This is a genomic window from Kutzneria sp. NPDC051319, from assembly GCF_040682195.1.
GTDB lineage: Bacteria > Actinomycetota > Actinomycetes > Mycobacteriales > Pseudonocardiaceae > Kutzneria.
In genome coordinates, this window is the sequence record NZ_JBFBAM010000009.1 from 23,413 (window position 1) to 43,891 (window position 20,479).

Genomic DNA, 20,479 nt, shown 5'->3' on the forward strand with positions numbered 1-20,479 from the left:
AAACGCTACCGCTTGGGCGGTCTTCTGTCAGACGACCTGCGGCAATAACCCGGTGGGGGTGTTGCCTGCGCGGCGGTCCGGGGTACTACTCGTGCATGGCGACCAGCGAGACCATTCCGGCGGATGTCCCCGAGGTCGACCCGCTCGTGGAGCGGCTGCGGGCCCAGGACGTCGAGGTGGTCGCGCTGTCCTTCGTGGACAACGCCGGCATCGCCCGAGTGAAGACGGTGCCGTTGCCCAAGCTGGCGGCCGCCGCCCGGCACGGCGTCGGGGCGTCGCCGTGCTTCGAGACCTTCTGTTTCGACGACTTCATGGTGAAGGGCCGATTTCTCGGCGGGCCCGACGGCGACCTCCGACTCGTGCCGGATCTGGCCCGGATCGTGCCGCTGGCCGGGCAGCTGGGCTGGGCATGGGCACCGGTGGACAAGTTCCGTCAGGAGGGCGAACGGTTCGAGGCGTGCCAACGGGCGTTCGCGGCGGCACAGGTGGCGGCGGCCGCCGAGCGTGGACTGACGCTGCGGATGGCGTTCGAGACGGAGTGGTCGCTGCTGACCGAGGCCGGCGATCCCGTCTTCCACGGCCCGGCCTACAGCTCGATCCGGCTGGAGCAGATCGCGGATTACAGCCGTGAGCTTATGGCTGTAATGCGAGCGCAGGACCTCGGCGTCGAGCAGTTCCACCCCGAGTACGCCGACGGCCAGCTGGAGGTGTCGGTCGACCACAACGACCCGGTCGGCGCGGCCGACGACGTCCTGCTGGTCCGTCACTCCATCCGGCGAATCAGTCACCTGCACGGGTGGCGGGCGAGCTTCGCCCCGGCGCTCACACCCGACACCGTCGGCAGCGGCGCGCACCTTCATCTGTCCGTTGTGGACCAGTTCAGCGGCGGCAGCGGACCGTTCGGACTGCCGCCGGTCGGCGAGGCGTTCCTCGCCGGCGTGCTGCGTGAACTGCCGGCGCTCATCGCGGTCGGCGCCGGAAATCCCGCCAGCTTCCTGCGCGCGGCGCCGTCCCGGTGGGCGGGCGTGTGGCAGGCGTGGGGGCGGGAGACCAGGGAGTCGGCGATCCGGTTCATCACCGGCGTGACCGGCCTCGGCGCGACGGCGGCCAATGCCGAGGTGAAGTGCTTCGACTCGACCGCCAATCCGTATCTCGTCGTCGGCTCGGTCATCGCCGCCGGTCTCGCCGGCGTCGACGAGGGGCTGCGGCTGCCGCCGCCCATCGGCGGCGATCCGGCCGCACTCGACGAAAGTCAACGCATTGCTGCCGGGGTGCAGAGGTTGCCGGAGTCGCCCGCGGCCGCCGTAAACGCTTTCGCGGCGTCGAAGGTGCTGGTCGCCGCGATGGGGGAGGTGCTGCACGACAGCGTGCTCGCCGTCCGCCGCGGTGAAGCCGAACGGTTCGCCGAGACTTCGCCGGCCGAGTTGGCCGCGCTCACCCGCTGGCGGTGGTAGCGATGGTGACCGACGACCTCGTTCTCGTCGACCAGCACTGCCACGGCGTTGTCGCCGAGGATCTCGACTGCGCACGGTTCAGTGCATTGCTGACGGAATCCTCGATTGCGACGAACTCCTTCGACTCGTTGCTCGGACTGGCCGTCCGCCGGTGGTGCGCGCCGCAGCTCGGACTGCCGGCACACTGCTCGGCCGACGACTATCTGGAACGCCGCGCCGAATGGGGTTGGCGTCGGGTCAGCTCCCAACTGCTCGGCTCCGTCGGCGTCGGGGCGTGGGTGCTGGACACCGGTCTGTCGGAGCCCGGCACGCCGTTGACCGAACCAACCGATTTCGCCGACATCGCTCACGGCGCCACGTACGAGGTGCTTCGTCTGGAGTCCGTCGCCGAGCGCGTCGCCGCCGGCCAGCCCGATGTCGTCGACTTGCTCAATGTCGTCGAAGTCGAGATTCGCGCCGCGATCGAGGCCGGCGCCGTCGGGCTGAAGAGCGTCGTCGCCTACCGGACCGGACTCGATCTGCCGGCCGAGCCGCCGACCGACGTCGAGGTCGCCGCCGCCGCGAGCGCGTGGCTGCGGTGGGGCGGCACGCGGTTGGACGACCCGATCCTGCTGGCCTGGCTCGTGCACCTCGGCGCCCGGCTGAGCGCCGAGCTCCACGTCCCCCTTCAGCTGCACACCGGATTCGGCGACGACGACGTCCGGCTGCACCGCGCCGACCCGGCGCTGCTCGGCGACTTCCTGCACGCCACGAAGTCGACCGGCGCCACCATCGCGCTGCTGCACACCTGGCCGTTCCACCGCAACGCCGGTTATCTCGCGCACGTGTTCCCGCATGTTCTCGTCGACGTCGGCCTCGCCGTCCCCTATGTGGGTGACCGGGCCGGCGCCGTTCTGGCCGAACTCCTGGAACTCGCACCGTTCGCCTCGGTGTGTTTTTCGTCCGACGGCTACGGCCTGCCCGAACTGCACCATCTCGGCGCCACCCTGTGGCGGCGGGCGCTCGGCCGGCTGATCGACGGCTGGCTGGCCGACGACGTGATGACCGCGGCCGACGGTGAACGTTTCGCGTTCAACTTTGCCGCGGGCAACTGTTGCCGTGCGTACGGCCTGACCCCGCCCGGCTGATCCACGTATCCTGCGACCATGTCCGCAGGCACCCAGGCGTCGGAGTCGACGAGCGTCTACCCGAGGTGGCTGGTCGTCAGCACGCTGGTGCTGTCGCTGGCCGGCCTCGCTGTGGCGATCTACATGACGATCAGCCACTACACCGACAACGCCACCCTGGTCTGCCAGGCCAACTCGGTGGTCAACTGCGCGCAGGTCACCTCCAGCCCGCAGTCGGTCATTCTCGGCATCCCCGTGGCCGTGCTCGGACTCGTCTACTTCGTGCCCATGACCGTGCTGTGCTCCCCGTGGGCCTGGCGCTCCGAGCTGCCCGCCGTCCGCTGGCTGCGCCTGGCCGGCGTCGGCGTCGGCCTGCTGTTCGTGGTGTACCTGGTCGCCGTCGAGCTGGCCGTCATCGGCAAGATCTGCGAGTGGTGCACCAGCGTGCACGTCATTACCTTGGCCCTGTTCGCACTCGTCGTGGTGGGTGAATACCGCTCAAGGCCGGCCTAGCCGCTGTTGATCATCGGTAGCGTCCGGAGACGTGGTGTCGGGTCGTGTCTCGGGCACGGTCATTTCGTTCGGCTGCTGCGGCGACGCCTGGTCTGATGCCGGTTCCCGGACGCGGGTCGGCACCGGACAGCAGTGGAACGTCCTGATTCCCATTGTGGACACAGTGGTGCCGGCGACGACCAGCGCGGCCCGCCGGCCCTCCAGTGGTGGGATGAGGATCAGGCCGGCGCGGACGCAGTCGGCCGGCCAGGGCCGGACCCGGTGCGGGACGCAGCACCGCGGCGACGCGGTGATCCGGTGGGAGTTCAGCGAGCAGCCGTAGCAGAAACGTTGGCCAGTAACGAAAGCGGAGCCGGAGCGCCAAGTCCTGCTCCTCGTGCGAGAACACGAGCGTGTTTGCGACGGGTGGGCTGGTGGTGCACTACCAGCCCACCCCGAAACTGGGCCGGCGGTCTACAGCCCGAATGCGAGCAGCACGTGGCCGCGATCACTCGGGTAGGGCGCCATCCAGTAGCCGGTCTGCACATAGACCATGCCGTTGGCCACGATCACGCCGCCGCCACCGGAGATGGCGCCGCCGCGCCCGGGGATGCCGTTCACGCCGTCGAAGTCCCGGACGGTGTCGTAGGTCCACCGCACCTGGCCGGTCCGGCTGTCGAACACCCGCATCTTGCCGTCGGCACTGCCCTCGTAGACGAGGCCGGGCGACGTGGTCACCGCCGGAATGAACGACGGCGTGCACAGGTCCGGGTACTGCGCCGCGCCGCCGGTGGTGCAGCCGTCCGCGGGATTCGGGGTGTGCCAGAGTTCCTTGCCGGTGGCGGGATCGAGGGCGTAGAGCGTGCCGGGGTCGCCCATCATCGTCGCCACGTACAGGCGCTGGCCGTCGAAGCTGGTGCCCCACTGGATGCCGGACAGTCCGCCGTTGGGCATCGGCGTGGACAGCAGCCGCCGCCACACCACCTGGCCCGTGTGCGCGTCGAACACGTGGTAGTAGCCGGCTTTCTGGCCGATGCCGACCATTTCACGGCCGTTGACCGTGAACAGATTGGGTGTTGCGCCGAGGTCCCAGTCCAGCGCCGTGCCCTGTGGCACCGGGCAGTAGCCGTCGGCCGACTGCGGGTCGTTGCACAGCGACCGCCAGGTGTCGTCGGGGGTCACCTGCTGCTTCCACCGCACGTGGCCGTTGGACGTGTTGAGCGCCAGCAGCGTGTCGAAGTCGCCGCCGTGGCCGGTGTAGTTCTGGCCGGTGCCGACGTACAGCGTGTGCGTGCGCGCATCCACCACCGGCGAGCTCCACACGCCGGCGCCGGACGGCTCGTAGCGCGCCGCACCGCTCGGCCACGTGCCGACCTGCTGCGGCGGCGGAACCGTGTAGTAGCGCCACGAAAGCCTGCCCGTGGCGGCGTCGATCGAGTCGACGTGGCCTCGGAACGTGCAGCAGGCCGTGCTCTGGTCGCCCGTGTTCTGGCCGCTGGACGTGCCGACGAAGATGTGGCCCTCGAAGAAGATCGGCGAACTCGTCACCACCGACAGCGGTGTGGCGTCGACCTGGTACTGCCACAGCAGGTGTCCGGTGCGCTGGTCGAGCGCTCGCACGGTGCCGGTCACGTCGCCGAAGTACACGCGACCGGCCGCCACCGACGCGCCGTCCTGCACCGCGTCGTTCGGCGGCAGCTGGTAGGTCCACCGCTTGGCGCCGGATTTCGCGTCCAGCGAGTAGAACCGGCCGTCCTCGCCGCCGAAGTACAGCGCGCCGTCGGCCACCGCGGGCTGGCTGTGCGGGCCGGGCGCGCCCGCCGTCGGATAACTGAACGCCCACTTCAGCTTCAGGTTCCCGACCGTCGTCGGGGTGATGCGGTGCTCGCTGCCGTTGAAGCGCGAACCGCTCAGATCCTTCGTCCACGTCGGCCAATCCCCGGATGCGGCGCCGGCCGAGCTCGTGCCCGCGGTCAGCGTCAGCGCGCAGAGCGCGGCGAGGCCGGCCGCCAAGAACCGTCGTGACATGCAACTCCCTCCCCAGGTCAGCTGTCGGTGTCCATCCCAGCGCGCCGGGTGATCGACCACCAGCGGACGAAGTCGCGGGCCGGAGCGACCTAAGTACTCGTCGGGCCTACTTTCGTAGGTCGCCGGATTCGCGCGGCCACCGGAGGGTAGAATTCGCACGTAAATGTGCCGTTGAATAGAGGAATTGAGATGACGGACGCCGTAGCGCAGGCGAAGCCAAGGGTGCTGTCCGGTATCACCGCGACCGGCAACCTGACCATCGGCAACTACATCGGTGCGCTCAGCGTCTGGGCCGAGGAGCAGGACTCCTACGAGAACTTCTTCTTCATCGCCGACCTGCACGCCCTCACCATTCCCGAGGCGATCAGGGCCGAAGACCTGCGCCGCCGCATCCGCGAGATCGTCGCCCTCTACCTGGCCTGCGGCCTCGACCCCGCCAAGTCCGTGCTGTTCCTGCAGTCCAGGGTGCCCGCGCACGCCAGCCTCGCCTGGATCTTCGACTGCGTCACCCCGGTCAGCTGGCTGGAGCGGATGACCCAGTACAAGTCCAAGTCGCAGGGCGCGAACCCGAGCGCCGGGCTGTTCACCTATCCGGCGCTGATGGCCGCGGACATTCTTCTCTATCAGGCGCAATTCGTTCCCGTCGGCGACGACCAGCGTCAGCACGTCGAACTCTCCCGGGACATCGCCAACCGGTTCAATTCCATGTTCGGTGAGTGTTTCCGGGTGCCGGCCGCGCTGATCCGCAAGAGCGGCGCCCGCATCATGGGCCTCGACGACCCCACGGCCAAGATGAGCAAGAGCAAGGCCGAGACCCACGAGGGCCACGCCATCGGCCTGCTCGACGACCCCAAGAAGATCCGCAAGGCCATCATGCGGGCCGTCACCGACACGGGCACGGCCGTCGACCGCGAGAACCTCTCGCCCGGCGTCAACAACCTGCTCGTGCTGCACGAGGCCCTGTCCGGCGCCACCCGCGAGGCGACGTTGGACCGCTTCGACGGCAACGGCTACGGCACCCTCAAGAAGGACCTCGCCGAGCTCGTCCTCGACAAGATCGCGCCCATCCAGTCCCAGTTCAACGAGATCAGCGGCGACCCCGGCTACCTCGACCAGGTGCTCGCCGACGGCGCCGAGAAGGCCGCCGCGATCGCCGACGCCACCCTCCACCGGGCCATGGAGCTCGTCGGCCTGCGCTGAGCCATTCACCGGCGGCGCACCGGAACCCGGTGCGCCGCCGGCATTGTCGACGGAAACGAGGCTTGAGGTTGAGCACTGCGCACGACCTGACCCACGGCCGGCGCGCGGCCACCGCCACCCGCCGTGGCGTCCGTGACTACAACATGGACGCCGCCGCGCTGTTCCAGGCGTCGACAGGTGTCGCCGTGGCCGCCATCGTCGACGGCATCGGCAACGACCCCGGCGGCGCCGCCACCATGCGGCTGTTAGCGGAGAGCGCCGTGCGCGTCGGCGCCACCAAAGGCGCCCTCGCGGGCGTGCTCGCCGCGGCCGCGCTCGTCGAAGACCCCGGCATCAACCCCCACATGCCCGACGGCGTCATCGTGCTCGCCCTCGCCGTGCCCGGACGGCCCACCCACCTCGCGTGGGTCGGCGACTCCCACGCCTACGGCTGGGACGGCACCCGCCTGCACCTGCGGACCGACCCCCACACCATGGGCGCCTACCTCCGCGGCAACGGCGTCGCCGACCTCGCGCCCCTGCACGACGCCTGGGTCCGCGTCACCCTCTCCAGCGCCACCGTCACCAACGTCGCCGTCTCCTCCGTGCCGCCCGACGAACTCGTGCTCCTCGTCAGCGACGGCCTCGACTCCGTCCCCCACGACGAGCTCGAAGCCCTCGTCCGCGAACACCAGGACGACCCCAACGCGCTGGCCGACGCCATCGTCGCCGCCGCCCGCGAAACCGAGGACGGCTACCGCGACGACGCCACCGCCCTCGTCCTCACCACGCGATGACTGTGGCGCGGAACACAATCGGGGCTCAGATGAGCCGGATCCGGTCCACCGGCGGCAGCGAAGTCGGCATCACGTCCGTGACCCACGCGTACTCCAAGCCGGACAAAGTGGCGCCCTCGTCCGTCCACACCAAGAGCTCGCCGACGAACTCCCCGGACTCGTCCACGACCTGAGCGCCGACCGGCACCAGCCTCGACGACAACGCCGCGTGCCGCACCGGCTCCCGAACCCGCAGATCAACACTCGCCGACGCGGCCGACCATCGGGCCACGACCTCCGTGCGGTCCAACTGACTCCGCAACTCCGCGGCCCCGTCGAACCCACACGACAAGATGTGCTCCAGCACGGCACGCTCGGAAACAGACAACGGCCGCGGCGAGACCGGAACAGTAGGCACCCAGCCAGCATGACCTGTGGCGCTCGACACATCAACGGCGCCTGGAAGAGGCAAAAGAAGAGCGGGTGACGGGAATCGAACCCGCATGGCCAGCTTGGAAGTCAAGTAATCCAGATGACGGGCGACCTGGCGATGCTTCTACCAGGGCGTTCTGGGTCGACGCACCGTGGGTCCCCGCTGTTCCCCGTCGTCGCCCGGCTGACCTGGCACGGGTCTGGCACGGGCTCGCGATGCCGGCGCCCGCGCTACTTGCGACGGCTGGGCCCGTCAGCGCGTTCCTCCAGCGCTTCCGCGGGGATCCATTGCGATGTCGCGATGACCTGGTCCCCGCACGTGACGCTGAAGGTGCAGTACCCGACCCACCCGCCAACGGTGGTCAGGTGCCACGTGCTGAGCGTGCCTGGAACGCGTGCCTGGAGATCGAGACCGCCCGGAATCGAGCGGGCCGGTCGGCTGCGCAGTGGGAAGACCACAGCTAGGTCGATCCACACCGCGCGCGCCGGCCGGAGGTGCACCCCGTGCTCATGGCGTTGGTCCCGCCGCCCAATCGAGTCGACCACATGTTCTAGTATGCCTCTTGACCTGCGAAGAGGGGAAGTCTGAGCAGGTCACGCGGGGGTGTCCGCACCCATGGCGGATCCGTCAGGGCACCCCCGCGCTCCACGCAGGTTCTCTCAATGCGGTGACGAAGGCGGACGTCTGGGTGACACTTGGGTCGGTAGTCCCATCGAGCCCGAAAGGGGAGCGGCATGTCGAGGCCGGAATCGGGTGACCATCACAGGTGGGAGGACGTGCAGGCCGATCCTGACGAGATGGCGGCATTCGTTCCGTTTCGCCCGGGTCAGCGTGGCTCAGACAGGGCGACCGACCCGGGCGTCGGATCGGAAGTCGACACGGGGCTTTCGGCTAGCTTTGAGGACTATCGCGAAGGCGAATTCGTTACAGCTCGCCGCAATGTCGGCGGCATCCTGGGAGGGGCTGTGCCGGCAGGCACGGCGGGCGAGATCGTCAATATGGAGCGTGGCCTGTTGTCTGACTCCATCGTCGTTCGCTTCGAAAATGGCTATACGGAGCAAGTACGCCCTGACGATATCAAGCGCGAATCCGGCTGGTTCTGAGAAGCGGCTGGCCGTGGATAGACGACCACGGCCGGCCGCCTCGCGCAAGTTTCGGCTAACCCCGCAGCACGGCTAGTCTGTCGGCAAACGAATCTGTCAGACTGCCGAGCAGTGTTGCGCCCTTGGTTGCTGTTGCCAGCGACGGGTGTCCGATGATGCCGCTGGCTGTATAGCCTGCCATTCCGATGGTGAGTAGGTCCGGACGTGCCGGAGCGTCATGGTCGGCGGTGTGGAAACTGTCGTTCACCAGTTCTGGGGCCACATGCAGCAAGATACTTGTCTCGCGTTCTCCGCCGTGCATGTCATCGTGACCGCTCGTTAGGAGGCCCGCGTCCCGGTGGGCTTGATCCCAGGCGGTGTTCGATGGATAGAGGAGGATGCGGCGCTCCTTGGTATTCGCCTCCTGAGTGATGTTCGACAGTACGTAATTGCCGCCGTGTCCGGAGATAAGCGCCATCTTTTGGATTCCTGCGTGTTCAAGTGAACGTGCAATATCGAACACCACGTCATAGAGCGTCTTCGCGCTGATGCTCACCGTGCCGGCATGTAGGCCGGAGTGTTCATGTGAGCATGAGATTGTGATGGGTGGAAGTAGCAGCAACTCGTACGCGTCCGCAATGCATTTGCCGATCGCATGTGCCACGATCGTGTCTGTGGCTAGTGGAAGGTGACTCCCGTGCTGCTCAAAGCTTCCGATGGGTAGGACGGCGACGTCTGCGGCACGATCGACTTCGTCAATTGCTGTCGCAGTTGGCAACAGGTGCATGACTCCCCGCTCTCACGGCTGGTGGGCTACGTCAAGGTGCGGATCTGATCGGTTAGTTCGGCGACCTCTCGAATGCGACGCCATGGTGTCAGGCGATTGCGTAGGCGGGAGAGCTCGCTGATTGCACGTGCCGATGGTGCTGTGTTCGCGATTGACAGGGCGTCCCGCCCCGCTTCGCACGCTGCGTCGATATCGCCTGCGAGTGTGTGTGCAGTCGCCAGTCGCGCTACGCCGATTCCTCGGTCTCGCTGGTCTCCGGATGGCCAGGTGTCAAGAGCCGATGTGAGCAGTGTCGCGGCGCGATCGGGCCGGCCCAATCGAAGCCATGCGCTGGCTCCCTCCATCTGTACATATTGGGACGTGCAGTAATTTGCGAACGGTTCAGGGTCGCCGGTCTCGTCGACAATTTCCAGTGCTTCGTCTATCGCACGTGAGCATGCTTTTTCGTCACCGAGGAGGGATTGGGCGTTCGCCAGTTGCCGGAGTGAAAGCGCGGCCAGTTTGGGCCCCAGGTGGACTCCGTCGCGAAGTGCTGCATGTGCAAGGCTGAGACCGTCCGCTGCGTTACCGTTATCGGTTGCGATATTGCTTCGACGCATGAATGTGTATGAAATCATCCATGTGTCACCGCTTTGGTACGCCATGTCGAGTGCTTTGCTGGACAGACTCCCGGCAGTCTCAAAATCCCCGGAATCCTGCGCAAGCCATCCGCCTAGCTCGAAGTAGTGAGCGCCAACCTTGAGGAGTTCGTCACGTACCGGCTGGCGTGCCGATACGCACAACGTCTCAATCATTTGACACTGGGCTCGGACGACGTCGAGAACCATGCGTGGCCCGATCATGCGGTCAGTCTCGGCGAACGAGCTGAACATGCTGCCTAGGTGTCGTACAAGCTCCGGGGTAATGGCGGCGGATGGAACGGTACTGCCAGTCGTGGCGGCGGTTGGCGGCGTGACAGTTTCGTCGAAACCTAGTTCGTGTACTTCGATTTGCAATACGGTAGCAAGCAATCGCTGCCGGGGCGCTTCGGGCACGACCTTCCCGTTCTCCCAGAAACTGATTCGTGGCTTCATGCTTGTCCATGCGGGGAGAGCCTGCCCGTCGATCTGGGCTTGCTTGGCCATCTCCAGGTACAGCTTCTGCTGCGACCAGCCGTGGGCCTGCCTCAGCTCAGCCAACCGGTTCATGGTCAACCCCTCCGAACGTCGTCCTTGGCAGCGTGCCCGACGGGGTATCGGGCGGGTAGGGGTTATCCCCCCAGCGCGATAACCCCGCCCCCGACGATATCTGTTCGCGCTGGTCAGGGTGCCCGAATCTAGTTGCAGCAACACGACACCAGGCAGCCAGCGGGTAGGGCACCTCGGGTCGGTGGACTAGACACAGGGAGCCTGACATGAAGCAGATGCCGATGATGCCCAGCACTGGCCGGGGTGCGGGAGGGAAGGTGCTGGGCACCGTGGTCATGTTGGTTGTCCTCGGCTTGGTGATCACCAACCCTGTCGGGGCTGCACATGCGGCGCACGGCGTGTTCGCTTGGCTCGGTCACGTGCTCGACTCGTTCAGTCAGTTCGGAAGCGCGGTATCGCGCTAGCTCGCCGGCTTGCCTGCTCGACCTGGTCAAGGGCGTGCATCGCCGCTGCGGTTTGAGCCTGGATTCCTTCGAGGTGGGCGCGTAGGTCACGCAGGTGATCCGCTGTACTCGCCGGGCCGGGCGCAAGCACGTAGGCGCCACTGCGGTCTCGAAGCTCGACGATGCCTTCGGCGGACAGAAGGCGCATGGCTTCGCGGATCGTTCCCACCGCGACGCCCTCGGACGCGGCTAGCTCCCGGTAAGGCGGGAGCCGGTCTCCGGGATCGTGATCTCCACGCTCAATGGCCCGGCGGAGCCTGTCTGCAACACGGCGGCTAGGCGCAAGCCCGTCCTGATCGCTGGGGTCATCGCTGCTCTTGGTCACTTCCGAAGTCTACCGAAATCTGTGTCAACACAGGGTCTTGACAGGCGGCACAACAGCGCCCTACTGTGCTGATACAACACAAACTGTACCGACACAAACCAGCGTTCTGGCCGGCGCCCGGCACAACGAAGTACCGGGCATCGCCCAGGTCGCTGGATCTCCGGAAGCCAAGCCCAGCAAGGCATTTGTGGGTGACGCACGCCCGGAGCCGGCTTCCTCGCTTCACACAACTCCATAGTGGATTTACAGGCGGCCCCGGCAACGTGGTCCGGTCCAGTGTCGGCCCGAAATGACGCGACACACCCGCAGGCAGTCACCTGCGGAGAGACCCGAGAACCATCACGACCCGGCGAGCGCATCAGCGACGACCCTCCACAACACCCCACGCAGCACGTGGGGGAGGCGAGCGGAGACCTGGCCCGGACCACGCACTGCCCCCGCCTGCGGCACAAGAACGCGCCACCACTTCGCAGCCACCGCCCAAGATGCGGTTTGCGCGTGCTTGACCTGCGGATATGCGCCCCAGGTCAGGAGCTGCCCAATCAGTCACAGGTCGTTGTCTGCCGGTCGACCACCAGCCCGCTTCCTGCGGGATCCGGTGGTCCCCGCGGGAGATCACGACCCCTCCGCCTCTTCGTAGGTCTTCACCACACCGGCTACGTCCCACAGGGGCGTATCGCCGCCCGCGTCGCCACCGCGCCGGCCGCTCCGGCGCCGCGGCCCGCCACGACGACCACCCCGACGCCGGCCCCCACTTCCCACCGGGCCCCGGTGTTCGGCGGCGTCCCGGACTGCGGCGGCTCCTCTTCCAGGCCGCCTGACCACACGCCTTCACCAACCAGCACCTGGAGCTCCCATGTTCGACGTCTACGACGCCCTGGCCCCGCTTGACGACGCCGCTTGGTGGGACCCAGACGGCTTCACCGCGGACGAGATCGAGGCCCTGGTCGCGGAGGCGCTGCCGGCCGGTGAGCTGGACTCGCTGTCCGACACGCACCGGGACCGCCGAACCACCAACCGGTCCCTGGACGCCGCGGTGCGGGTCCTGCGGACCTACATCACGCACCTGCCCGACTCGACCGAGCACGAGGCCGCCTGATGAACATCGCCGCCGCGCTCACCTTCGCCGTGCTGCTGGTCGCGTTGCTGGTCACGCACAACGTCGCCGACCACTGGTTTCAGACCCACCACCAGGCATGCACGAAGGGCTCGGACGGCTGGGCCGGCCGCATGGCCTGCGCCCGCCACGTCGCCACCTACACCGCCGCCACCGCCGGCATGGTCGGCCTGCTCGCCGGGCTACACCTGGTCGAGGTCAGCTGGACCGGGTTCATCGTCGGTCAGCTGGTGTCCGCGGTGACCCACTACATCGCCGACCGGCGCACGCCGCTGCTGGCCCTGGCCGAGCTGATCGCCCATGGCGATTACTACCACTTCGGTGCGCCCCGTCCGGGCCACGACGACAACCCTAGCGTCGGCACCGGCGCATACACCCTGGACCAGGCGTGGCATGCGTTCTGGCTACTGGTCGCAGCCCTTCTCACCGCTCTGATCTGAGCCCTTCTCACCTCCACTCGTTGGGAGTCACCCGCATGCGCACCATCACCCACACCACGCCCGGCGCGGTTGAGCTGACCCTGAACCTCGGCCCCGGCTGGGTCCGCGTGATCGTCGAGGACCGCGACACCGCCGAGATCACCCTCACGCCGCAGTTCGACGGCGACGACGTCGCCGCCGGCCTTATCACCCGCAGCACGGTCCGCCACGGCGAGCGAGACCTCACGCTCACCGTGCCCCGCCCGACGGCCAGCGGGATCACCGGCCGCACGGTGGTGCAGTCGAGTCGCGGCGGTGTGCGGGTCAGCCAGACCAACAACGTCATCAGGGGCAACGTGACCGGCCTGGTGATCACCGGCGACGGTGACGTCTATGTGTCCGGCGCCCGGATCACCGGCAGCACGACGATCCTCGACGCCGGCCAGGTCCGCGCTGATGTCCGGCTGCCGATCGGGTCGCCGCTGATCGTCCACACCGACGACGCCGACCTGCACATCACCGGCCACCTGCACAGCGTGGTGTTGACCTCCACCTCCGGAAGCCTCACGGCGGACAGCATCGGCGCGCTGGCCGCGTCCACCAGCTCCGGGGACGTGCGCGCCGCCAGCGTCACCACCGCCAACGTGAAGACGATGTCGGGTCGCGTCGCGCTCGACTACACCGCTGCCGCGCGGGTCCAGACGATGTCGGGGAGCGTGGACCTGGTCGCGACCACGGGCACCCAGGCCGAGATCTCCACCATGTCCGGCGACGTGCGGGTCACCGCCTACCACGACGGGCACGTCGGGGCATCCACGATGTCGGGCGACATCGTGGTCGACGCCGTGCGGGGCGCGCAGGTCACCACCAGCACCCGGAGCATGAGCGGATACGTCAGCGTGCCTCGGACGCGGTGATGGGCAACAAGGTCCGGCCCGTCATCCAGATGACGGTGGCCTGGTCGCAGTACCCGGAGTTCACCCACGGCACCGAGGGCGGTTTGCCCCTGTTGCCCAGGGGATGGGCGCCCAAGACGCTGCTAGCGACTGTCCGGCAGCTCAAGAAACTCGGCCTGCGGCCGGGCGGCCATGACCCGGTGGCCGTGCTCTACGGCTACAGCAGCAAAGGCGGCCAGTGGTTCGCGCCGCTGTACCTGATCGCCCGGGCGAAGCCGATGCTGCCGATGACGCCGAACCGGTGGCGCTCGATCGCCAAGGCCAACACGGCACGGCGCTGCTGTCCGGTCTGCGGCCGGGATCGCGGCTACATCATCCCGCCCTCCTTGGGCATGTGCGTGCCCTGCACGGAGGCCGGCGAGAACACCAACGCCAGCAACGAGAACGGAGCCGATCCATGGGCAGCATGACGCCCCGCCCGGCGAGCGAGCTCGCCACGGGCGACCGCATCCGGTTGACCAACGGCGACACCGTCGCGGTGACCGACACCTATCCGGCCGCCGTGCGGCTGACGTGGTTGGAGCTGTCCAACGGCGAGAGCGGCGCGGTCGACAGCGCCCAGCTGGTCACCGTCGTCACCGCCTAGGCGCGGCCTGCCGGCCCGGATCGCTGGAGATCGTCTCGTCACCGCGGCCACCGACCGCAGCTGGCCACGACAACCGACATCGGAGGAAAAACCATGCCCGCCAAGTGCAACTGCGGAGCGAACGCCACCCACGCCTACCGGAGGATGACGGTCTGCGTGAAGTGCTACCGAGCGCACGCCGCCCTCGACGACAACCCCGTGCGGATCCCGAAGGGCTACGACTGGTCCGCCGAGATGGACGCGCGCAAGCTCCGCTGACGCCCCGGTCCGGCAGCCCTCCCGCAAGAAGCGACCGCCGGACCGGGTTCACACACCCACCTGATCTACGACCAGAAGGGACATCACAGTGTCTCGCATCCTCGTCACGCCCACCACTGCCCGGTCCGACGGCCTGTGGTGGGGCACCTGCCCCGCCTGCCGCGAGGTGCACTACACGCTCACCACCGACGGCGTCCTGCCGCAACACCCCGTGCGCGGCTTCGGCCCGAACCGGCCGACCTGCCTGGGCTCCTACACGCAGCCGCTGCCGGGCAGCGTCGAGCCGGCCCAGACCTGCTTCAACGCCAGCGGCAACTACGCGGTCATCCAGCAGGGAGCCGCGGCGTGAGCACTACCACGGTCACGATCCACGGCGACCTGGAGGCCGCGTTCACCGCCGCCCGGGCCACCGCGCTTGCCGCCATCGGCGACGACGACAGCGACTACCCGGCCTGGTGCCGGCAGGTCGCCGCCGCCCGTCGCGTGACGGCCGAGGTCTACGCCGCCGCCCGCGACAGCCTCCCGACCGGTGGCCTGTTGTGGCACGCGGTCAACGAGGCCGCCGACGCCCAACGCGACCGCGCCAAGCACCTGGAGCGCATCGCCGACCGACACGAGCAGGAAGGGACCAGCCGATGAACGCCCGAGAGATCCTCAAGACCCTGACGCCCGGGGCCAAGTTCGCGTTCGTGCTGATCGCGGTGCTCACCCACCTGGCGCGGATCCTGACGCTGGTCACGGCGCTGATCACCGACATCGGGGAGCAGTTGGTCGCCGCCGGCGAGGTCGGCGCGACCGCGGTCGTGGCCGCCGGCACCATGCAGGCCCCGCCAACGCCGACCGGCTATCGCACTCGCGACATGGCCGCGTGGAGCACGCCGTGACCGCCGCCGTGGTGTGGCTGGACCTGACGCCGATGCAGGCCGACGGCCTGGCCTGCGTCATCTGCCGCACCAACTACCTGGTCGCCGGCCGCCCGTGTCGGCCGGTCGGCCGCTCCCACACCGGCTCGCAGGTCTTCGCCTGCGCCGGGGACTGCGAGCAGGCCGCCCAGGCCCGGACCGAGTCGAGGTGACCCGATGAGCTTCACCACCATCCCCGACCCCGTCGGCAGCCGGAAGCGCTGCGCCCACTGCCGGGAGATGACCGTGCTGGTCACCACCGGCACCGGCGGCACCGAACGCGTGCACTGCGGCACCTACACCGCCCGCTGCCACACCGCGAACCGGAGGACGAAGTGAGCATCCCGCACATGAGTGGTCCGGAGCACTACCGCGCGGCGGAGGAGCTGCTCGCGGAGGCCGTCGACACCTACGGCGGTGCGCAGCGCCGCCAGTACCTCGCGGCGGTCGCCGCAGGGCACGCCACCCTCGCGCTTGCCGCGGCCACCGCGCTCAACGCCCTCACCCAGCACACGGGCCTGGGCATGGTGACGCGGTCGCAGGCCGAGTCCTGGCAGCCCATCGTCTCGACGGAGCCCCGAACGGCTGGTGAGCAGTCGTGAAGGGGAGGACGGTCCTGGGCGGGGCTCTGCTCGTGGTGGTCGTGGTCGTCGCGGCCCGCCACAGCGGCCACGCCAGCACGCCCACCCCGGCCGCGCTACCGGCCCCGGCCGGCGCCGCGACGCACCACCCCGACACCACCACCGCCGCCGTCACCGCGTCGGTGACCGGCACCGAGTACAGCCGTGACGCGCACAACCCGAACACCGGCACCCACTACGCCGAGTGCCGCGCCACCGACGGCACCGAGTACAGGGTGGTCGTCGACGCGGCCACCGAGTACCGGCTGCGCACTGGACAGCCCTGTCCGGCCGGGCCGCACCTGCCCACGGTCCGCCAGCAGCATCCCGAGATCTACGACGCGCTCACCGCGCCGCTGCCGTTCAACGGCGGCGACGCCAACGGACCGTGCTGGGCCTGGTCGGCCGACGACCAGGAACACGCCGATCAGGAACGCGCCGCGTGGCAGCGGTGCATGGACGCCCACGCCGCCAGCCGGTGAGCACCGACAAGGAGGTGAACAGCTCATGAGCACCACTCATGTTGACCCGTATCTGGCCGGCAGGGCCGACCTGGCCACCGCCCGCGCCAACGCCGCGGCCGTGAAGGTCACGGCCAAGGCGACCGCGCTCGCTGCGACGCTGGCCGCGAAGGAAGCGGCCAAGACCAGCGCGGCCGAACGACGCGAGAGCGACCGGCAGACCCGCCTGGCCGAGAAGACGCGGCGCCGGGCCGAGCGGTGGGCCGCGCTGGCCGCGCTGGGGGAGTTCCTCATGCGGCACTGGCAGCTGACGCTGTGGCTGCCGGTGATCGTCGCCCCGGGCATCCTGGCCTGGGAAGGCCAAACCTCGGCCGGTAACGCGATTTTCGGCAGCGGGCTGGGGTTCCTGCTCGCGCTGTTCACCGAGTGCAGTAGTTGGGCGCTGTTGGCGCAGGCCGAGATCCGTCGCCGCGCCGGGCACCCGGTCGGCGCGACCCTGGCCGCCGCGTGGCTGGTCGCCGCCGTCGGCGCGGGCCTGAACTACGTGCACGGCTCGCAGGACCCGGGCGCGTCCTGGCACGGCGTCGTGATGGCGCTGGTGTCGGTGTCCGGGTTCGCCGTCCACCAGGTCTCCCACGCCAGGCTCGACCTGCTCGCCGCAGTGCGAGCCTGGTGGGCCGGGCGCGGCCGACGTCGCCTGGCTCGCGCGGCCCGGGTCCGGGTGCGTCGCTACGAGTTGGCGGCGGTCCGCTCCGCCACCGCGGTGCTGCACCCGGACGGGGCGGTGTCGCTGCGCTACCCGGCCGGCGCGGTCATGCTGGCCCGCCGGTGGTGGGCGCCGTGGACCCGGCGGCTGGTCACCGGCCCCGCCTACAGCCTCGCTGAGGACGTGACGCGGCTGCTGGCCGACCGTCCGTCCGGCCCGTCCGCCGCGTGGCCGGACGCCACCGAGACGCCGCCCGCGCGGCAGTCCGACACGGTGTCCGCCGACGTGCCCGGCACGGCGTCCGACGAGTCGGCCGCTGAGGCGTCCGGACGCGTCCAGGACCCGATCAACCGGCCCGGACGTGACCGCCCGGCCCCGGACGCCGCCGGCCTGTCCGAGGCGGACCAGGTGATGGTGGAGGTCGCCCGCAAGGCCATCGCGGACGGGTCCCTTCCGGCGCAGCCGTCCGGGTATGCGATCTACCGGCACGTGCTGGACGGCAAGGGCGACAAGGCTCGCGCCTACCGCATCCAGGAGGCCCTGATCGGCGGGGACACCCGCCTGCACGCCGTGTCCTAACCCCACCGCATCACCGCTGTTGTGTCTTGCCCGGCCCCCGTTTCGGCGGGGGCCGGCTGCTGCTGTGCCCCCACCCGCTCACTTCACCGACCCCCGGCAAGGGGAGGAGACAAGCTGATGTCCACCACTCCGGTCGGCATGCCCGACCCAGACGACCAGCACTTCGACAATGTCCGGGTCTTGCCCGTGCGCGCCGACCGGAACACCGCCGCCCCGTGCGCGGTGTGCGAGACCCCGCAGGCCACCTGCGACCAGTTGCAGCAGCTGCACGACGGCGTGCACTGCTGCGGCACGTGCGACCACGGCGTCACCGCCGTCCAAGACACCCCCGACCCCGCTGTGGTGGTCGAGGACGGCCACTTCGACGTCGAGCTGGACGCCGAGCCCACCGAGGGCGGGGCGGTCGTCGACACCCGGGGCGGCGCGGTCGTGGTCGCCGGCAAGGAGACCCGGCGCCCGGTCATCCCGTCGTCGCTGCACGGCTGGGCCAACATCCGCTCCACCGCACGCCACCAGCTCGACCGCGCCGCCTACATCGCGGCCTACCACGCGGTCCGGTCCCCGATCTACGGGGCGAAGACCAGCTGGTGGGCCACGGTCGGCCTGGGCCGGCTGGCCGGGCGGCAACTGCGCTGGTGGTGGGTGTCCGAACAGCACACCCTGCGGCAGAACACCGCCGCCGCCGACGACCCCGCCGGCTGGATGCAGCTGCACCGCGAGGTCCGCACGGTGCGGTTCTGGCGCGGCGGCGTCCTGCTCGCCGAGGTCGCCGGCCTGGCCGTAGTGCTGCCGACGGCGTGGGCGCACCTGCCGGGGTGGGTGTGCGCGGCCGGGATCGCCGCTGCCGCAACCGGTTTGGCCCGTCTGGGCCGGCCTGCGGACCGGCCGATCGTGGCCAAGGCACTGGTGTCCGGGCGGCACCGCCGGATCAACGCCGACATCGTGCTGCGCGCCTACTACGCGGCCGGCCTGGGCCACCCGGACAAGCCGGCGCAGAAGATCAGTTTCGGGTCGGTCATGGCCCGCGACGGGTCCGGCACGGGGTCGCGGGTGGTCATCGATCTCCCGTACGGCAAGGGATTCGACGACGTCATGAAGGCCAAGTCAGCGATCGCATCCGGCCTGGACGTGTCGATCAACCAGGTGTTCCTCACACCTGATGACTCCTCACACCGCCGCCACTGCCTGTTCGTCACCGACCAGGACCCGCTGTCCATCCCGGCCGGACGCTCGCCGCTGATCGACGGCAAACAGCGCGACATCTGGAATGCCGCGCCGTTCGGCCTGGATGAGCGCGGGCGGCCGGTGCGGCTGGACCTGATGTGGATCAGCGTCCTGGTGGGGGCGCAGCCCCGCAAGGGCAAGACGTTCTCCGCCCGCGCGTTGGCCCTGTTCGCTGCCCTGGACCCGTACGTGCGGATGACGGTGGTGGACGGCAAGAACTCCCCGGACTGGGACAAGTTCAAGTTGGTCGCGCACCGGATGGTGTTCGGGACCGTGGCCAACAACCGCGACACCGACCCGGTGGAGCACCTGCTGGAGGCGCTCCGCGAGATCGAGCGCCACATCCAGGGCGTCAACGAGTTCCTCGCCGCGCTGCCGGTCACCGAGTGCCCGGAGGGCAAGCTCACCCGGGAGCTGTCGCACAAGTACCCGCAGCTGCGGGTGTGGATGCTGGTGATGGAGGAGTTCCAGGTCTACTTCGAGCTGGACGACCAGGACACCAACAAGGAAGTCGCCCGGCTGCTGTCCTACATCATGGCGGTGGGCCCGTCGGCCGGGGTCATCCTGCTGTCGTCGTCGCAGAAGCCGTCCGGTGTCGGGGCCGGCGACGTGTCGCGGCTGTTCAACCGCTACCGCGACAACCACGCCGTGCGGTTCGCCCTCAAGTGCGGCAACCGCAACGTGTCCGAGGCGGTGTTGGGCGGCGACGCCTACGCCGAGGGCTACGACGCCTCCGCGCTGCCCACCGGCACCCGCTACCGCGGCGTGGGCATTCTCTACGGCGCCACCGACGAGACCCCGGTGGTGCGGACGTATCTGGCCGATCACGCCGACGCCGAGAAGATCCTGCTCGCCGCCCGCAAGCACCGCCTGGCCCTGGGCACGCTGACCGGGCACGCCGCCGGCGAAGACCTCGACCGGGAGGTCCGTGACGTGCTGGCCGACGCCCGTTCGGTGGTCAACGCGGGCGAGAAGGGCCTGCACTGGGACGAGATGGCGGAGCGGTTGGCCGACCGGATGCCCGAGCACTACGCCGACGTCACGGGCGAGGCGATCTCCGCGCAACTCCGCGCTCTTCGTGTACAGAGCGTGAACATTAACCGGGGTGGGGCGGTCCGCAAGGGCTGCAAGACCGAGCACCTCGACGCCGTTCTCGCGGCCCGCGCGGCCGGCGAGAAGTAGCGGCGGCCCCGCTACGGGGTAGCGCCGCCGCTACCTCCGCCGCTACCGCCCTGGTCAGCGGCTATGTCCCGATGTAGCGGGTAGCGGCGGCACCCCTGCGACCTGGCAAAACCCTTCTGGAGGCACTGTGACTGTCCTGTTGGCCGCTACCGCCACTCCCGGTGTTGATCTTTCCGG

Annotated in this window: 28 protein-coding genes; 22 read left to right on the forward strand and 6 right to left on the reverse strand. The window is 69.2% G+C overall.

Annotated features, from left to right (window positions below; genetic code table 11):
• Positions 1–95: 95 nt before the first annotated feature.
• The 3 genes from AB0M73_RS11090 to AB0M73_RS11100 are packed head-to-tail and all read left to right on the forward strand — an operon-like array spanning position 96 to position 3,073.
• Positions 96–1,454, forward strand: coding sequence for a glutamine synthetase family protein (locus AB0M73_RS11090; protein WP_363889786.1), 1,359 nt, complete (start codon positions 96–98; stop codon positions 1,452–1,454).
• A 2-nt stretch (positions 1,455–1,456) separates the two neighbouring features.
• Positions 1,457–2,581, forward strand: coding sequence for an amidohydrolase (locus AB0M73_RS11095; protein WP_363889787.1), 1,125 nt, complete (start codon positions 1,457–1,459; stop codon positions 2,579–2,581).
• Between the two features lie 18 nt (positions 2,582–2,599).
• Positions 2,600–3,073, forward strand: a complete 474-nt coding sequence (locus tag AB0M73_RS11100) for a vitamin K epoxide reductase family protein (RefSeq protein WP_363889789.1) — start codon at positions 2,600–2,602, stop codon at positions 3,071–3,073.
• Positions 3,074–3,526: 453 nt separating this feature from the next.
• On the opposite strand, the gene AB0M73_RS11105 is transcribed toward AB0M73_RS11100, so the two are convergent.
• Complete coding sequence (locus AB0M73_RS11105; protein WP_363889791.1) at positions 3,527–5,080, reverse strand: PQQ-binding-like beta-propeller repeat protein; 1,554 nt, start codon at positions 5,078–5,080, stop codon at positions 3,527–3,529.
• 189 nt (positions 5,081–5,269) lie between these two features.
• On the opposite strand from AB0M73_RS11105, the gene trpS reads away from it, so the two are divergent.
• The gene (gene trpS, locus AB0M73_RS11110; protein WP_363889794.1) at positions 5,270–6,280 is read left to right on the forward strand and encodes a tryptophan--tRNA ligase; all 1,011 of its coding nucleotides are present in this window, start codon (positions 5,270–5,272) and stop codon (positions 6,278–6,280) included.
• A 68-nt stretch (positions 6,281–6,348) separates the two neighbouring features.
• Positions 6,349–7,056, forward strand: a complete 708-nt coding sequence (locus AB0M73_RS11115) for a hypothetical protein (RefSeq protein WP_363889796.1) — start codon at positions 6,349–6,351, stop codon at positions 7,054–7,056.
• A 25-nt stretch (positions 7,057–7,081) separates the two neighbouring features.
• Here the strand turns inward: AB0M73_RS11115 and AB0M73_RS11120 are convergent, their stop codons facing one another.
• Entirely contained in the window at positions 7,082–7,453 is a 372-nt protein-coding gene (locus tag AB0M73_RS11120) for a hypothetical protein (protein WP_363889798.1), read from the reverse strand.
• A gap of 791 nt (positions 7,454–8,244) precedes the next feature.
• Here AB0M73_RS11120 and AB0M73_RS11125 point away from each other — a divergent pair.
• The gene (locus tag AB0M73_RS11125) at positions 8,245–8,571 is read left to right on the forward strand and encodes a hypothetical protein (protein ID WP_363889801.1); all 327 of its coding nucleotides are present in this window, start codon (positions 8,245–8,247) and stop codon (positions 8,569–8,571) included.
• A gap of 55 nt (positions 8,572–8,626) precedes the next feature.
• On the opposite strand, the gene AB0M73_RS11130 is transcribed toward AB0M73_RS11125, so the two are convergent.
• A complete protein-coding gene (locus tag AB0M73_RS11130) occupies positions 8,627–9,337 on the reverse strand; it encodes a creatininase family protein (protein ID WP_363889804.1) in 711 nt (236 codons plus the stop codon).
• Positions 9,338–9,363: 26 nt separating this feature from the next.
• The gene (locus AB0M73_RS11135; RefSeq protein ID WP_363889807.1) at positions 9,364–10,524 is read right to left on the reverse strand and encodes a helix-turn-helix transcriptional regulator; all 1,161 of its coding nucleotides are present in this window, start codon (positions 10,522–10,524) and stop codon (positions 9,364–9,366) included.
• 206 nt (positions 10,525–10,730) lie between these two features.
• Here AB0M73_RS11135 and AB0M73_RS11140 point away from each other — a divergent pair, with 206 nt between their 5' ends.
• On the forward strand, positions 10,731–10,928 hold the full coding sequence (locus tag AB0M73_RS11140) for a hypothetical protein (RefSeq protein ID WP_363889810.1): 198 nt from the start codon (positions 10,731–10,733) through the stop codon (positions 10,926–10,928).
• Here the strand turns inward: AB0M73_RS11140 and AB0M73_RS11145 are convergent.
• Together AB0M73_RS11145 and AB0M73_RS11150 are read right to left on the reverse strand one after the other, a co-directional pair.
• Positions 10,897–11,292 carry a winged helix-turn-helix domain-containing protein gene (locus AB0M73_RS11145; protein ID WP_363889813.1) on the reverse strand — a complete coding sequence of 132 codons (396 nt, stop codon included), beginning with the start codon at positions 11,290–11,292 and terminating at the stop codon, positions 10,897–10,899. The two genes, AB0M73_RS11140 and AB0M73_RS11145, sit on opposite strands and share 32 nt — an antisense overlap.
• 656 nt (positions 11,293–11,948) lie before the next feature.
• Positions 11,949–12,137 (reverse strand): hypothetical protein, encoded by a 189-nt coding sequence (locus AB0M73_RS11150; protein ID WP_363889816.1) that lies wholly within the window; start codon positions 12,135–12,137, stop codon positions 11,949–11,951.
• 11 nt (positions 12,138–12,148) lie between these two features.
• On the opposite strand from AB0M73_RS11150, the gene AB0M73_RS11155 reads away from it, so the two are divergent.
• The 15 genes from AB0M73_RS11155 (at position 12,149) to AB0M73_RS11225 (ending at position 20,302) form a co-directional block, all read left to right on the forward strand.
• Complete coding sequence (locus tag AB0M73_RS11155) at positions 12,149–12,391, forward strand: hypothetical protein (protein ID WP_363889819.1); 243 nt, start codon at positions 12,149–12,151, stop codon at positions 12,389–12,391.
• The gene (locus AB0M73_RS11160) at positions 12,391–12,849 is read left to right on the forward strand and encodes a DUF3307 domain-containing protein (protein WP_363889821.1); all 459 of its coding nucleotides are present in this window, start codon (positions 12,391–12,393) and stop codon (positions 12,847–12,849) included. The genes AB0M73_RS11155 and AB0M73_RS11160 overlap by 1 nt, the downstream gene beginning before the upstream one ends.
• Before the next feature lie 35 nt (positions 12,850–12,884).
• Complete coding sequence (locus AB0M73_RS11165; protein WP_363889823.1) at positions 12,885–13,745, forward strand: DUF4097 family beta strand repeat-containing protein; 861 nt, start codon at positions 12,885–12,887, stop codon at positions 13,743–13,745.
• On the forward strand, positions 13,745–14,194 hold the full coding sequence (locus AB0M73_RS11170; RefSeq protein WP_363889825.1) for an RRQRL motif-containing zinc-binding protein: 450 nt from the start codon (positions 13,745–13,747) through the stop codon (positions 14,192–14,194). The genes AB0M73_RS11165 and AB0M73_RS11170 overlap by 1 nt, the downstream gene beginning before the upstream one ends.
• Positions 14,182–14,370, forward strand: coding sequence for a hypothetical protein (locus AB0M73_RS11175; protein ID WP_363889828.1), 189 nt, complete (start codon positions 14,182–14,184; stop codon positions 14,368–14,370). Before AB0M73_RS11170 ends, AB0M73_RS11175 begins: the two co-directional genes overlap by 13 nt.
• A gap of 93 nt (positions 14,371–14,463) precedes the next feature.
• Positions 14,464–14,628: a hypothetical protein gene (locus tag AB0M73_RS11180; protein ID WP_363889830.1), complete on the forward strand. Its 165-nt coding sequence runs from the start codon at positions 14,464–14,466 to the stop codon at positions 14,626–14,628.
• Positions 14,629–14,716: 88 nt separating this feature from the next.
• On the forward strand, positions 14,717–14,977 hold the full coding sequence (locus AB0M73_RS11185) for a hypothetical protein (protein ID WP_363889832.1): 261 nt from the start codon (positions 14,717–14,719) through the stop codon (positions 14,975–14,977).
• Positions 14,974–15,267 (forward strand): hypothetical protein, encoded by a 294-nt coding sequence (locus AB0M73_RS11190; RefSeq protein WP_363889835.1) that lies wholly within the window; start codon positions 14,974–14,976, stop codon positions 15,265–15,267. The genes AB0M73_RS11185 and AB0M73_RS11190 overlap by 4 nt, the downstream gene beginning before the upstream one ends.
• Positions 15,264–15,512: a hypothetical protein gene (locus AB0M73_RS11195; RefSeq protein WP_363889837.1), complete on the forward strand. Its 249-nt coding sequence runs from the start codon at positions 15,264–15,266 to the stop codon at positions 15,510–15,512. The genes AB0M73_RS11190 and AB0M73_RS11195 overlap by 4 nt, the downstream gene beginning before the upstream one ends.
• Positions 15,509–15,703: a hypothetical protein gene (locus AB0M73_RS11200; protein WP_363889840.1), complete on the forward strand. Its 195-nt coding sequence runs from the start codon at positions 15,509–15,511 to the stop codon at positions 15,701–15,703. The genes AB0M73_RS11195 and AB0M73_RS11200 overlap by 4 nt, the downstream gene beginning before the upstream one ends.
• A 4-nt stretch (positions 15,704–15,707) precedes the next feature.
• Positions 15,708–15,869 (forward strand): hypothetical protein, encoded by a 162-nt coding sequence (locus tag AB0M73_RS11205; RefSeq protein ID WP_363889841.1) that lies wholly within the window; start codon positions 15,708–15,710, stop codon positions 15,867–15,869.
• A gap of 11 nt (positions 15,870–15,880) precedes the next feature.
• Positions 15,881–16,132 carry a hypothetical protein gene (locus tag AB0M73_RS11210; RefSeq protein ID WP_363889842.1) on the forward strand — a complete coding sequence of 84 codons (252 nt, stop codon included), beginning with the start codon at positions 15,881–15,883 and terminating at the stop codon, positions 16,130–16,132.
• Entirely contained in the window at positions 16,129–16,632 is a 504-nt protein-coding gene (locus AB0M73_RS11215; protein WP_363889844.1) for a hypothetical protein, read from the forward strand. The genes AB0M73_RS11210 and AB0M73_RS11215 overlap by 4 nt, the downstream gene beginning before the upstream one ends.
• 25 nt (positions 16,633–16,657) lie before the next feature.
• A complete protein-coding gene (locus AB0M73_RS11220; RefSeq protein ID WP_363889847.1) occupies positions 16,658–17,896 on the forward strand; it encodes a hypothetical protein in 1,239 nt (412 codons plus the stop codon).
• A gap of 117 nt (positions 17,897–18,013) precedes the next feature.
• Positions 18,014–20,302 carry a hypothetical protein gene (locus AB0M73_RS11225; protein WP_363889849.1) on the forward strand — a complete coding sequence of 763 codons (2,289 nt, stop codon included), beginning with the start codon at positions 18,014–18,016 and terminating at the stop codon, positions 20,300–20,302.
• Positions 20,303–20,479 lie beyond the last annotated feature (177 nt).

Bases quoted from the DNA above. Each gene is read 5' to 3' on its own strand.
- AB0M73_RS11195 (WP_363889837.1), top strand. From the start codon at position 15,264: ATGAACGCCCGAGAGATCCTCAAGACCCTGACGCCCGGGGCCAAGTTC.
- AB0M73_RS11130 (WP_363889804.1), bottom strand. From the start codon at position 9,337: ATGCACCTGTTGCCAACTGCGACAGCAATTGACGAAGTCGATCGTGCC.
- AB0M73_RS11155 (WP_363889819.1), top strand. From the start codon at position 12,149: ATGTTCGACGTCTACGACGCCCTGGCCCCGCTTGACGACGCCGCTTGG.
- AB0M73_RS11205 (WP_363889841.1), top strand. From the start codon at position 15,708: ATGAGCTTCACCACCATCCCCGACCCCGTCGGCAGCCGGAAGCGCTGC.
- AB0M73_RS11135 (WP_363889807.1), bottom strand. From the start codon at position 10,524: ATGAACCGGTTGGCTGAGCTGAGGCAGGCCCACGGCTGGTCGCAGCAG.
- AB0M73_RS11105 (WP_363889791.1), bottom strand. From the start codon at position 5,080: ATGTCACGACGGTTCTTGGCGGCCGGCCTCGCCGCGCTCTGCGCGCTG.
- trpS (WP_363889794.1), top strand. From the start codon at position 5,270: ATGACGGACGCCGTAGCGCAGGCGAAGCCAAGGGTGCTGTCCGGTATC.
- AB0M73_RS11175 (WP_363889828.1), top strand. From the start codon at position 14,182: ATGGGCAGCATGACGCCCCGCCCGGCGAGCGAGCTCGCCACGGGCGAC.
- AB0M73_RS11160 (WP_363889821.1), top strand. From the start codon at position 12,391: ATGAACATCGCCGCCGCGCTCACCTTCGCCGTGCTGCTGGTCGCGTTG.
- AB0M73_RS11090 (WP_363889786.1), top strand. From the start codon at position 96: ATGGCGACCAGCGAGACCATTCCGGCGGATGTCCCCGAGGTCGACCCG.
- AB0M73_RS11180 (WP_363889830.1), top strand. From the start codon at position 14,464: ATGCCCGCCAAGTGCAACTGCGGAGCGAACGCCACCCACGCCTACCGG.
- AB0M73_RS11095 (WP_363889787.1), top strand. From the start codon at position 1,457: ATGGTGACCGACGACCTCGTTCTCGTCGACCAGCACTGCCACGGCGTT.
- AB0M73_RS11170 (WP_363889825.1), top strand. From the start codon at position 13,745: ATGGGCAACAAGGTCCGGCCCGTCATCCAGATGACGGTGGCCTGGTCG.
- AB0M73_RS11165 (WP_363889823.1), top strand. From the start codon at position 12,885: ATGCGCACCATCACCCACACCACGCCCGGCGCGGTTGAGCTGACCCTG.
- AB0M73_RS11220 (WP_363889847.1), top strand. From the start codon at position 16,658: ATGAGCACCACTCATGTTGACCCGTATCTGGCCGGCAGGGCCGACCTG.
- AB0M73_RS11225 (WP_363889849.1), top strand. From the start codon at position 18,014: ATGTCCACCACTCCGGTCGGCATGCCCGACCCAGACGACCAGCACTTC.
- AB0M73_RS11210 (WP_363889842.1), top strand. From the start codon at position 15,881: ATGAGTGGTCCGGAGCACTACCGCGCGGCGGAGGAGCTGCTCGCGGAG.
- AB0M73_RS11140 (WP_363889810.1), top strand. From the start codon at position 10,731: ATGAAGCAGATGCCGATGATGCCCAGCACTGGCCGGGGTGCGGGAGGG.
- AB0M73_RS11100 (WP_363889789.1), top strand. From the start codon at position 2,600: ATGTCCGCAGGCACCCAGGCGTCGGAGTCGACGAGCGTCTACCCGAGG.